The 12,548-nt window shown below is 54.6% G+C and carries 7 protein-coding genes and 1 pseudogene; 4 read left to right on the top strand and 4 right to left on the bottom strand.

The genetic code is table 11. The features are described from left to right. Positions 1 to 898: pseudogene (locus ABX962_RS17300) on the top strand (DNA-directed RNA polymerase subunit beta'); the annotation flags it as partial. 125 nt (positions 899 to 1,023) lie between these two features. Here the strand turns inward: ABX962_RS17300 and ABX962_RS17305 are convergent. Next, positions 1,024 to 3,462, bottom strand: coding sequence for a polysaccharide biosynthesis tyrosine autokinase (locus ABX962_RS17305; RefSeq protein WP_372721289.1), 2,439 nt, complete (start codon positions 3,460 to 3,462; stop codon positions 1,024 to 1,026). Between the two features lie 978 nt (positions 3,463 to 4,440). On the opposite strand from ABX962_RS17305, the gene ABX962_RS17310 reads away from it, so the two are divergent. Both ABX962_RS17310 and ABX962_RS17315 read left to right on the top strand, forming a co-directional pair. After that, a complete protein-coding gene (locus ABX962_RS17310) occupies positions 4,441 to 5,367 on the top strand; it encodes a DUF1559 domain-containing protein (RefSeq protein WP_372721290.1) in 927 nt (308 codons plus the stop codon). A gap of 120 nt (positions 5,368 to 5,487) precedes the next feature. After that, entirely contained in the window at positions 5,488 to 5,898 is a 411-nt protein-coding gene (locus ABX962_RS17315; protein ID WP_372721291.1) for a hypothetical protein, read from the top strand. Positions 5,899 to 5,991: 93 nt separating this feature from the next. On the opposite strand, the gene ABX962_RS17320 is transcribed toward ABX962_RS17315, so the two are convergent. From ABX962_RS17320 to ABX962_RS17330, 3 genes are read right to left on the bottom strand one after another with little or no spacing between them, the layout of a single operon-like run. Further along, on the bottom strand, positions 5,992 to 7,422 hold the full coding sequence (locus tag ABX962_RS17320) for a DUF1501 domain-containing protein (RefSeq protein WP_372721292.1): 1,431 nt from the start codon (positions 7,420 to 7,422) through the stop codon (positions 5,992 to 5,994). A gap of 12 nt (positions 7,423 to 7,434) precedes the next feature. Then, on the bottom strand, positions 7,435 to 8,697 hold the full coding sequence (locus ABX962_RS17325) for a DUF1553 domain-containing protein (protein ID WP_372721293.1): 1,263 nt from the start codon (positions 8,695 to 8,697) through the stop codon (positions 7,435 to 7,437). Positions 8,698 to 8,733: 36 nt separating this feature from the next. After that, on the bottom strand, positions 8,734 to 10,464 hold the full coding sequence (locus ABX962_RS17330) for a DUF1549 domain-containing protein (RefSeq protein WP_372721294.1): 1,731 nt from the start codon (positions 10,462 to 10,464) through the stop codon (positions 8,734 to 8,736). A 263-nt stretch (positions 10,465 to 10,727) separates the two neighbouring features. On the opposite strand from ABX962_RS17330, the gene ABX962_RS17335 reads away from it, so the two are divergent. After that, a complete protein-coding gene (locus ABX962_RS17335; protein ID WP_372721295.1) occupies positions 10,728 to 11,894 on the top strand; it encodes a DegT/DnrJ/EryC1/StrS family aminotransferase in 1,167 nt (388 codons plus the stop codon). Positions 11,895 to 12,548 lie beyond the last annotated feature (654 nt).

Raw genomic sequence — 12,548 nt, forward strand, 5'->3', positions numbered from 1 at the left:
CGGTGACATCGTGCGTGCCGGTCAAGCGTTGGTTGACGGACCTTTGGTGCCTCACGACATCTTGCGTGTTTCGGGTGAAGAAGCCGTTCAGCAGTACTTGCTGCATGAAATTCAACAGGTTTATCAATCCCAACGTGTGGAGATTAACGATAAACACTGTGAAATCATCATCGCTCGTATGCTTCGCAAAGTGAAGATCGAGAACCCAGGCGATACGAACCTGTTGCCTGGTTTGGTGATGGACCGATTCCAGTTCCGCAAAGCAAACCAAGAGCTTTCCAAGTGCATCAAGATCGCCAACCCTGGCGATAGCGATTACAGCGAAGGCACGATCATTCCAAAGGATACGTTCGAGCAGGCGAATGCCGAAATCGAAGCATTGGGCGGAACCCCAGCGAAGGGCAAACGTCCGAAGTCGGCAACGGCGAGTACTCAGTTGCTAGGAATCACCAAGGCGGCGGTTCAGTCGAACAGCTTTATCAGTGCGGCGTCTTTCCAAGAAACCACCAAGGTATTGACCGAAGCTGCGTTGGCGGGCAAGGTCGACAAGTTGGTTGGATTGAAGGAGAACGTAATTCTCGGGCACTTGATTCCTGCCGGAACCGGTTTCCGTATTTTCCAAGATGGCGAAGTAAATTATCGTCGCGAAGCATTGGAAGAATTGGCGGCTGCACCGGTCCAATCGCTCGAAGAAAGCTTCCCGCTGCTCAACGCGGGCGAAGAAGCGGCACCTGCACCTGCAGCACCGACCATCTCGCCTTTGGATATTTCGCCAGTCGATAGTCCTGCAGCGGAAAACGAAAGCAACGATGCTCCTGCAGCACCTGCCAGCAATGAAGCCTTGGACAACATGTTCGGCGGCGGAAGCAGCAGCGGTGGCGAACAGCAAGGTTCGTAAATCATGTCGGTGACAACGTTGAAAACGTGGTCACGATGATCGTAATATTAAAAACACGGCCGTGATCTTGGATCACGGCCGTGTTTTTTTATGTCTAGCAAAACGCGACAGCAAAATTGGAGCACTCACTTGATCCGTCGGCTGGTCGTTACCGGTGCTTGAGACGTGGTCATGATCTGCGGCGGTTCAAAACTGCGGTGACGACATGCACTGCAAGTTGTTTCGTTGACCACCACTCCCAACACATTGGCACCTGCGATATCGAGTAATTCGCATGCTTGTTGCGTTTCGGCGGGATCGTTTTGACGCGAGCGGACGGTCAACAGGACGCCGTCCGACAACGCCGCGATCACACGCGATTCACTCGCCATTAAGATCGGAGGCGTGTCAATGATCACAAATTGAAACCTGTCTCTTAGCCAGTCGGTAAAGCGTGCGAACCGCGGTGATGCGATCAGATCTGCCGGACACTTTGGCTGCGGGCCCGCGGGCAGCAAGTACAACCCCGCAGTGTTCATTTCTCGGATCACATCACGTGGGGTCGAGTGGCCACAGAGCAACGTCGACAATCCGGCGTCATTGGAACTGCCAAACAGGGTGTGCATCGTTGGGGCGCGGAGGTTGGTGTCCATTAACAGCACGCGTTTGCCGGACTGGGCAATCGACACGGCGAGGTTGGCCGCCAGTGTCGATTTTCCGTCTCCAGCGACGGGGCTGGTGACTTGAATCACCATGTTGGTGCTGGTTTGGTTGATGCAATCCAATGCGGTGCGCAGCGATCGATAGGCTTCCGCATCCGCAGATTCGGGCTCGTGGACGGTGCAGAGGGTTTGACGTTGGCGTGACTTCAAGCGTTTTCGGTCACGATGGCGTTCGGGGATTTTAGCAAGAATCGGTAGACCGAGATCACGGATCGCCTCGGGATTGTGATGCGTTCGTTCCGCAATTTCAGCACACCCGACCCAGACAAAGGCGCACATCAATCCAATCATTCCCGATGTCAGAATGGTAATCAGAGCGTTAGGGGCGATCTGAGACGGATTGCTCGGCGGTGCGATCACCGTGGTGCCGAAGTTCCCAAAATCTTTGTTCAGATCAAATTGGCTGAGTTGACTGATCAACGCATCGTAGCGTCGTTCCGCAAGTGAGATCTCGACCAACAAATGATCGTTTTCATTCTGACGAAGCTCGGATTCGCGAACCTTGTCTCGATGATCCTGCATCCGTTGGTTCATCGTCTGGTATTGGGTCGCCAACGTTTGATCGGCCGCATCAAGATCGGTCAATTCCTGCTGTAGAGATCCAATATAGGTATCGATCAAATCGGCCAATTGCGACTCGTTACTTTCCATCGTTTCGGTCACGGAAGCCTTTGGCTTCGATTTAGTGACGGTCGCCACGGAGGCGGTGGGCACTTGAGTCTCGGCCGCGATCTCTCGCTCGATGGCTTTGATTTGTTCGGTATACAGGTCACGGATCTGGTCTATCTTGTTGCGTAATTCCTGCAACGATGGATAGTTGTCTCCGTATTGATTGGCCAGCAGTTTCTCTTCTTCCTCCAGCGGAAACAGTTGCTCACCTAATCTTTCCTTTAGCCCCTGCAATCGGATGCGAGATTCTAGCAATCGGTCGTAAGATTGTTGCTGCATGGACTCGCCACGCCACCATGATCGTTCCGCCTGGTCCTCCGACCGCTCCTGACGATGTTGCTCCGATGCTGCGAGTTGCAGCTGGTGTTCTTGGTAGATAGCAGGAAGCAATAGACTTGCAGCTTGGATACTTTGTGACTGAGCGGACTGGATTGTCGCAAGTCTCGACAGCAGTTCCGCGCGTCGAACCTTAGAATCGACCAGCCGGTTATCAATCTCCATCATTTGTCGAGCGGATGAGGCATGCTCGGCGCTCTCGATCGCCGGAAGCGGGACAGAGGCTTTAGCCCGCTGAAATGCTAATCTCTTTTCTTGAATTTCGTGCTGCAGCGTTTCTGCCTTGTTGTAGATCAGTTCGATCGCCTGTTCCAAGTTTTCGCGGCTGGATTCGATCAGATAACGCTGGTACGTTGACACGAGCGCCTCGAGCACCTTGGGGCACTCGTCGGGGTAAATGCTATCGAATGAAATTTTTACAATCGAATCCTCGTGATTCACATGCATCAAAGGCAGGATGGTGTTGGCGACGTTATTGGATTCTGCCAACAGATCGAGCCCCTGTAGCTCGTTTTCCTGAAAGGTTTTTTCGACAAACCAGGGACTTTGGATCAGCGATGCATGCGTATCAAGCAACGACGCGTCGTGGCCATACGCCGAGGAACCTTCGCGATCGAGCGAGTCTTTCGGTTCGACAAACACCTCCGCTTTCGAGCGATAAACCACCGGTTGATTGTGGAAATAGATCCAGCCGCCCACAAACGCGTACAGAAGCGATAAGAAAATACGGTACTTATGACGCAGCACAAAACGCATGTACGAAACGAGATCGTCGATCTGCAGCAGGGCATCGTCCGGCGGCGGAGGAGGTGTGATCTCCGCTCGATAAGATTCGACCAACGGGGAACGGCGAAGCATCATGCACTCCTTCTGAGGCAAGTGGCTTTCTAGCAGTAAACGACTATCCGAGCGAATCCGCGTGTTGATCGGTCTTAAGTCTTGGTGAACCCCAGTGACAATCACCGATTAGGGTGATTGCCCCGCCTAAAAAGGCGTGGGACGCCGGTCCCAACTCAAGCTGCAACGGTGGCGAATGCCCTGAAATGACTCTGTTCTACGGATTCCGCACTTCATATACCGGGGTGATCTTATTCCATGCACCGGAGTTCTATAGCCGCCATTATAGGGGTGCAGCGTGTTCCAGTGGGGTGGAAATTGTTGCGGTATTATCAAAAGATCTGCCCTCAATAATTTTTTTGCCTTGCAAATTTTGCTTCACGAACCGCGTGTGCTGAAATGGAACTGCGTGACGAGATGACGCATAGTGCACGCACGCTCACATTTCATCGCTCGGTTGGGTCGGAGTCGCATGGCGAGGATGAGTCCACGGCGTTTGCCCAGTGACATCACTTTAATAACGCGCGTCTCACATCGCCGTCCCTGGTCGCGATTACGCCGCGAATCGTCCCCTGGTAGTGAGTGAATCTTTCGCATCAGTCCGAGCGGTTGACCGCCGCAAAACGGCAAAGAAATGCCCACTCAACGGCGACGTCGATCGCATCGGTTGCGGACAAACCGCAAAAAAAAAACGATTTTTTTTCCGCTTCGTTTCGTGGTTCCGAAATAATCGTGACTCTGGTTTTCGTGAGTTAGTGGGGGGCAAATCGACCGCTGTTCATCCGTAGCGGCACCGCCTGCACTGCTGTTTGTGTGCGTCGAAAATCGCGTGTCCCGTCTCATGCAAATCTCGCGTTTGGGGGGCTCAAATCTGGCTCCAAACCCGCTCGCAAAAATTTGACAGCAGATTTGAGCCCCGATAGTCTATAGACCAATGCACTCTCAAGAGTGCCTTAGGCTGCGCTTTTTGTTTCTTAATTCAGGGGTAAAGGGAAAGTGATGAAGGCAAATACAAGAGGGCGTTCCGCGAACCAGGGTTTTACTCTGGTTGAACTATTGGTGGTAATTGCCATCATCGGAGTTTTGGTCGGGCTGTTGTTGCCTGCGGTGCAGGCGGCCCGTGAAGCCGCCAGGAGAATGAGTTGTTCCAATAACATGAAGCAACTCGGCTTAGCGCTGCACAATTACCATGACACGTTTCGCATCTACCCGTATGGTTATCGGGATTCTGGGACGTTTCATCGGCGGGATACTTGGATGCAGCAAGTGATGTCATTCATCGAAATCGGAGCGGTTTCGGAAGCCTACCAGCACTGGGATGGGCAATGGGTGATGGATACGCCTCCCGAGCTTAAGGATGCCGTCCTACCCGCCTTTATGTGTCCTTCGGATCCCGGCGCCGGTGGCTTTGGCGGTGGTGGTACGCGGCGTTCCAACGGCGAAGGATTTCAGGGCAACTATGTGGTCGCTGCCGCCAGCACCGAGATGACTCGCCCCATGACCAATCTCGATGGCATGTTTTACAACGATTCGAAAACAAAGATGCGTGATGTTGCCGATGGGACCTCCAATACGCTGATGGTCGGCGAGACGCTTGTGCGTCCTGGGCTTGGCGGTTGGGGCGGAGCCGGCGGGTATTGGGGCGGAGGTCCGCACGGTGGATTTGGTTTCACCACCTGGCAATCTCCTAATACCACGCTGCCCGATCAAGTCTACTCGTGCAAGACCGAGACCTATCCATTGGCACCCTGCAATTCGATCGGGAGTGCTGTGGAGATCCGCAATTTCGCACGGAGCGTGCATCCCGGCGGTGCTCAATTCACGTTGGCGGATGGTTCGGTCCGGTTCCTTACTGAATCGATTGACCTGGTTACCTACCGAGCGATTGGCACTCGCAACAACGGCGAAGTCGTGACGTTGCCCTAGCGGGCCAGCGTCGACAATTTCAAATTCGCGGCGGGGAGCAGCTTTTCTCTCTCCGCCGCTTTTAATGGCGTTCCCCCCCAGCATGTTTTTTTTAAGCATCCTCTTAAACCGGAATTATTCATGCGTATTTTGTCAACTCAAGCGATCGTGGCCGTTTTGTTCTCCTGTCCACTGTTTCTGTGTGGCTGCGATAGCGATCTGCTGGACCGCGTCGTCGTCGAAGGGACCGTTAATTTGGACGGTGTGCCGTTAAGCAACGGAGACGTGACGTTTGTGCCAGACGATCCATCGGTCCAAGCCGACAACTTGAAAGTGATCAACGGCGTGTTCAAAGGTCCCGTGATTCCGGGTGCAAAGCGAGTGGAGATTCGCGGCTATGAAGAGGTGGCCGCCAACTTGCCCGCCGATTCGCCCGAGGCGGGAACCAGCTTCAAAAAGCAGATTTTGCCTGCCAAGTTCCACTCGCAAAGTGATTTAGTGGAAACGATTCCAAGTCCCGGCCCTCTCAGCTATACCGTTTCGACGAACTGAGCGGGGTGGCGAACGAACAGAGCGTGTCGTTGAGAGGAGGCTCGGTCGAGCATGACGTTGCAGTCTCGTACAAATATTCTCGGCCAAACCTTTTCAGGAAAGAATCTCGGTGACGATTTTGCCGTGCACGTCGGTGAGCCGGAAATTGCGACCGGCATGTTCGAAGGTCAATTGTTTGTGATCGAGTCCTAGTTGATGCAGCAGGGTGGCGTGCAGGTCATGCATATGCACGCGACCCGCGATGCTGCGGAATCCAAATTCGTCGGTTTCTCCGTGCGAATGTCCGCCTCGAAAACCGCCGCCGGCTAACCAGACCGTGAATCCGCGGGGGTTATGGTCGCGACCGGTTCCGTTGTCTTGCGCGTAGGGAGTGCGTCCAAACTCGCTGCCCCACCACACGATCGTGTCTTCCAGCAAGCCACGTTGTTTGAGATCAGTCAACAGCGCCGCAATCGGTTTGTCCACAGCGCGGGCATGCGTGCCGTGTTTGGGCAAATTGGAATGTTGGTCCCAGGCCGGGTTGGCAGAATCGTCCCCGTAGTTGACTTGAATAAATCGCACCCCCGCTTCGCACATCCGCCGGGCCATCAAGCAACGGGCTCCATACCGTTTGGTCTCGGGAGCATTGATTCCATACATCTCGATCGTCTCGGCGGTCTCGCTGGAAAGATCAAGTGTCTCGGGGGCGAATTGCTGCATCCGCCAAGCGAGTTCGTGCGATTTCATCGCAGCATCGAGTTCGGCGTCCTGCAGCGGACGCTGTGCGAGTTGCTGTTGGTTCAAACGATTGAGTAATTCAAACTGTTGTTGTTGCAGCGGGTGGGGGATATCGCTGCGAGTCAGGCTATCGATGGTCATCGTACTGCTGCTGGCGCCGCCGACCTTGGTGCCTTGGTAGCGAGGTGGCAGAAAGGCGCTGCCGTAATTCCGTGCGCCTCCGTTGCCGATCGAGGGGGCAATCGAAATAAAGCCCGGCAGATTCTCATTCTCACTGCCCAAGCCATACAGCAGCCACGAACCGAACGAGGGACGGATGAAATTGGTGCTGCCGCAGTGCAGAAACAGCGTTGCGGGGCCATGGGCAACGCCTTCGGTGTGCATGCCGTGCAACAGGCACATGTCGTCGGCATGACGTGCGGTTTCGGGAAACAAGTCCGACACCCAACGGCCTGATTCGCCATATTGGTTGAATTTCCAAGGCGATTGCATCAAGCGAAATGCCCGGGCCTTGCCCGATCGAGCGAGTTGCCGCGCATCATCAAATTCATACGACTGGCCATTGTGTTTCGCCAGTATCGGTTTGTAATCAAACGAATCGACTTGGCTGACGCCGCCTTGCATGAACAGGAAAATGATCCGTTTGGCTTTGGGGACCAGCGGCAGTGATTTGTCCGATCCTGCGGCAGTTCGGTGGGTTTGCGCCAACGCATTGCTTTGAGCCAAGAGCGCCGAGGCGGCCATCGAACCAAAACCGCAGGCGGTCGTCTGCAGCATTTGTCGGCGTGGAAAAATTGAGTCGATCATGACGTTTTTAGCTCAGGGCAGGTAGCGAAAATCGAGCGACGCGAACAGCGAATGGATCAACACGGCAAGCCGGTCGGGTTCGCCGCGTTCGCCGGGCTGTTCTAGGAACGCCAAGCATGTGGCCCGTTCTGCGTCGCTGGGAAGACGATAAAAACAGTGGCGATAGATGCGGTCTACCAACTCGGTGTCTGAGGGTGAGTCAGCGTCCGATGGTGAATCGGGGGAAGATAACGAGGATTGTTCGCGGAAATTCGTGGCAGCCGCTTTGGCGCGAGCAATGATCCAGGGATGGTTCATCAACACCAACGCCTGCGTCGCGACGGTGCTGCGAGTGCGTTGTCCCACCGAAACGCTGGCGTCGGCAAAATCAAATGCTTCAAACAAATCCGGCAGCGCATTGCGAAACACCGGGTGATACAAACTGCGTCGTGGTGAATCGATGTGATAGTTGTAATCCGCGTTGGTGCCGCGGCGAATCAGCGATCCGCCCTGAGTTAAATCCAATTCGCCGCTGATTTGTAGCATCGCATCTCGAAGCGACTCGACGCTTAATCGTCGCGAGTGGCCTCGCCAGTACGATTCGTTCTTGGGGTCGATGTTTTGTTGTAGTTGGTTCCGTCCCATATCATCGAGCGTCATTCGTCGGCGGTAAGCATCCGACATCACGATCGTGCGAACGAGATGTTTGGTTGACCAGTTGTTTTGGATCAATTCGTGGGCCAACCAATCAAGCAGTTCGGGGTGCGTGGGGCGGTCCCCTTTCGTGCCAAAGTTATTCATCGAATGCACAATGCCTTGCCCCATTAGTGCACCCCAGATGCGATTGGCATAGACACGGGCGGTGAGCGGGTTTTCGGGCGACGCCAACCAATCAGCCAATTCCAGCCGTCCGCTGACGTCAGAGTCGATTGCGAATGAATCACCGTGGGGAAGCGCCGTCAAGAAACCGCGAGGCACTCGATCGCCGAGATTGTGGACGTCGCCGCGGATGTGAATCATCGTTTCGGTCGGAGTCGGATTCTCTTGCAGCGTCATGTAGCGTGGACGTTCGGCAAGTTGCTGCGTTAGTGATTTTCGTTCGACTTCCAAGTCAGCAATGATTTTGGCGTTCTCGGCGGCTTGACGTTGTTTTTCCCTTTGTTCGTCATTTTGACCCGCAATTTCTTGCGGCAACGCGGTCGCGGGAAGCGAACGGTTTTGCTTTTCTGCCAACGGTAGGAATTGAACGGCATCGACGATCACGTAACCGTTGGAATCTTCGTTGGAAACAATCACAAACGCTTGTCCATTGCGTTCGAACTCGTATTCACCCTATGAAACCCACACGCCGTCTTCGGGCGGAACTTTGCGTTGGTTGATCCGCACCACCGTTTCTTCATTTGCACTAAAGACGCGGACGACGGCGTTGGAGGCGCGGTTGGTGCCGGCGGTATAGGCGAGCCGGACTTGGTACTTTCCCGCAGGCAATTTGGGCGGCTCAAACGTCGCCGACTTCATGCCTTTATGTTCGTTGCTGTCGTGGATATAGCCATCGCCGATCAAACGACCGACCGATGTGGAATGCATCCATTGGCCGACCAATTTTGCCGCCCCACTGTCGACGACGATTCCCTCAAGTTCAGCCAAGGGAATGATGCGACTTTCTTTCGTCAATTCGATGCTGGCCGATTTTTTTCGCGAAGCAAGTTCCGCATTCACACTCGCCAACGTCTGAGTGATGGAATCGTAGTGCTGCTGCATCGAATCGCTGACAGGAAGTGGTTTCTCGATCCAGCGAGACAGGTTGGAGTGGGTTAATGCGGTGGAGGAGCGAAAGATGCCCGCCAATGCGTAATAGTCACGTGTGGGAATCGGATCAAATTTGTGGTCGTGGCATCGCGCGCACCCGATCGTTTGCCCCAAAAACGCACGGCCAATCGTATCAAGTTGCTCGTCGATAACGTCCATCTCAAGTTGGGTTTTGTCCTGTTGCTCGAGGTTGGAATTTCCCATCATCAGAAACGTGGTCGCCACATGTTGCAGTTGACGTTGATGCAAATCGTCGGCCTCGAGCAAGTCACCTGCGATTTGTTCGCGGATCATTTGGTCAAAGGGACGGTCGGTGTTAAACGCTTCGACAAGGTAATCACGATACCGCCAGGCTTCGGGGAAAACGAAACCCCGCAACGTGATCGATTCGGCGTAGCGTGCGACATCCATCCAGCGCCGGGCGAACGTTTCACCAAATCGTGGTGAGGCGAGCAGTTTGTCGACGAGCATTTCATAGGCTGCCGCGTCGTACTCGGTTCGCTCGTGTCCGGTTTCCCCAAAGCGGTCTGCCGCCGTTTCACTCGCTTGAATTTCGTTGGCAAGACGAGGGGTTGGTGGCAGTCCGGTTAAATCAAAAGAGAGTCGTCGCACCAACGTGCGATGATCGGCAATCGGGGTCGCGGCGAGTCCTAATTCACGCAGCCGCTGATTTAGAAAACGATCGATCGGCGAGGTCGCACCGAATCCCGATGGAATTTCAGGCGTCTCGATGGGGCGGTATGCCCAGTGTTGCTGTGCCTGTTCGACCGACAATCCCAAACTGGATTTCGGTTTCTCCGAATCGCCGTCCGTCTCACGAGGATCATAAGCCCCCTCGGCGATCCATTTTGAAAACGCGTTAATCAGTGAGTCGGGCAACTTGCCATCGGGGGGCATTTGCAAATTGGCGTCTTCGTAGCGAAGCGCTGCCATCCGCGTGCCGCTATCGGAGGTGCCGGGAACAATAGCGACTCCCGAATCGCCGCCCGCTTGCCAGCCCTGTTTTGTGTCCAGTCGCAATCCGCCGCTGATTTCCGTTTCAGGAGCGTGACAATCGAGACAATGTTCGATCAGCGCAGGACGAATGACGGTTTCAAAAAAGGCTTCGTGTGCCGCGGACGTTTCATCACTTGTTTTTTCGGCCTCGATTCGTTCTTGCCCAATCAGCATGTCGTGAGGGCAAAGGAGTCCTGCGAGGACACAAGCGGCAACGAACAGCCGAGGTGTGCAAGAAATATGGAGACGTCGGTACATCTTTGATTTCGGCGAGGTGAGGCAGGTCGGGGGGAGGAAGGCCCCATTTTATCCGAAATCAAACCGTGGCGTGCGAAAGAAATCGTGGCCTCGGAAAGAATGAGCGACGCCCAATGTTAAAAAATTTTTCTCTTGACCTGAACCATTCGCTGCGGTTATTTCATAACGAGGGAATCCATCCCCTGACTTGGCCAGCGCGGATTGACGTCGCTTTTGCCAAGCCCCTTTTTTATTAACCAGTTCAACCATGGAAGGTTGCTCCTATGGCCAATGCCACCGACGGCGTCCCCTTGCTGGACGTGAATCGTGATAACCGCCCTCACCGCGAAGAATTTCTTGAAGCACTGACCGAAGTGCTCGACAGCGGGCGATTTTTGTTTGGTCCTGATGTCACCGCATTGGAGAACGAAGTCGCTGCGTACAGCCAAGCTGAGAACGCGATCGGATGTGCCTCCGGAAGCGACGCATTGCTACTTGCCTTGATGGCGCTTGAGATCGGGCCCGGCGACGAGGTGATCGTTCCTAGTTTTACCTTTTTCGCCTCGGTCAGCTGCATCACCCGATTGGGTGCAACACCGGTATTCGTTGACATTTGTCCCGATACGTTCAATGTCGACCCAGAAGCGATCCGTAGTGAGATCACCGATCGCACTCGCGCGATCATCCCCGTCCACCTGTTTGGGCAATGTGCTCAAATCGATCGAATTTGCCAAATCGCCGGCGATCATGACATTCCGGTGATCGAAGACGCGGCCCAAGCGATTGGTGCGGCCTATCATTCCCGCCCCGCTGGTAGCTGGGGCAAAATGGGGTGTTTCAGTTTCTATCCGACCAAGAACCTTGGCGGCATGGGCGATGGCGGGATGATCACCACCTCAGACGCCGCCACCGCAGACCGTTTGCGATTGTACGCCAGCCATGGCATGCGGCCTCGCTATTATCATCAGGTCGTTGGTATCAACAGCCGGTTGGATACCTTTCAAGCGGCTGTGCTTCGCGTGAAGCTGCGTCATTTGGACAAAGCGGTCCAGGATCGTCGCACCAACGCCGAACGCTACTCGCGATTGCTCAGCGAAGCCAACGTCGTCGCCGCAGACCAGATCGTTTTGCCGGCGACCGATCCCAACGCGTTTCATGTGTGGAATCAGTATGCATTGCGAGTCGGCGAAGGCCGTCGTGACGCTCTGCGTTCGTATTTGTCCGAGCGTGGTATTGGATCGGAGGTCTATTACCCCGTCCCGATGCACGAGCAGCAATGTTTCCAAGACCTCGAATTCGACCGCGATGCATTGGCCGAAACCGAGCGTGCGAGCAAGGAAGTTTTGAACTTGCCAATCTTCCCCTCGCTGACCGAAGCGGAACAGCATCGTGTCGTCGAGAGCATCAGCGGGTTTTACGCGGCTGGCGCTCGATCGGCTGCAGCGGCCTAAACCCTCCGTTGGCGACGACGCCCAAAGCTGAAACGCCCCAAACGGAGACGCGTGGGGCCGCCACGATGAGACGGCCGAAGGATCACGTCACGGAACCGGTTTGACTGACTTAAATTGACCCAGGTCCATGGAATTGACCGTGTTGCCTGGGTTTTTACATGATGGTCTTTCGTAACCGCCGGCGGTGAGAGAGCAAAATCGTCGCTGCCAACCTGTTGAAAATCCCCACTGCTGGGCAATGGAAGGTGATCTAACTACGATTCCCTCTCAGACCGCTGCAGCGAGTTAGGGGGGCGGAAAATCGCCGTCACGCCTCCCGAAGGAGTTCGACGGGCGAGTTTTGCAGCCATTCTCAGGCAATTCGCAATACTTGCATCTTGTCGGATCCCAAGCATTCCGAATACTATAAGGTTGACGGGTTTCTGGGAGGCTACGGCATTACCATGGTAGACCTGAGTAGTTTACATTTCGAAACTCACCAGTCCGACAGGGCGTCCGAAGGAGTTTGACAACGATGGCAGTAAAATTAACCGAACGAGCCGCTGAAGAAGTGAAGCGGTTTCGCCAAGAGAATAACTTTGATGAGTCCACTTCGCTGCGAATCGGCGTTGCTGGCGGTGGTTGCAGTGGTTTCAACTACACGCTTGGATTCGA

The organism is Novipirellula sp., from assembly GCF_041583735.1.
In the GTDB taxonomy this organism is placed as follows: Bacteria; Planctomycetota; Planctomycetia; order Pirellulales; family Pirellulaceae; genus Novipirellula.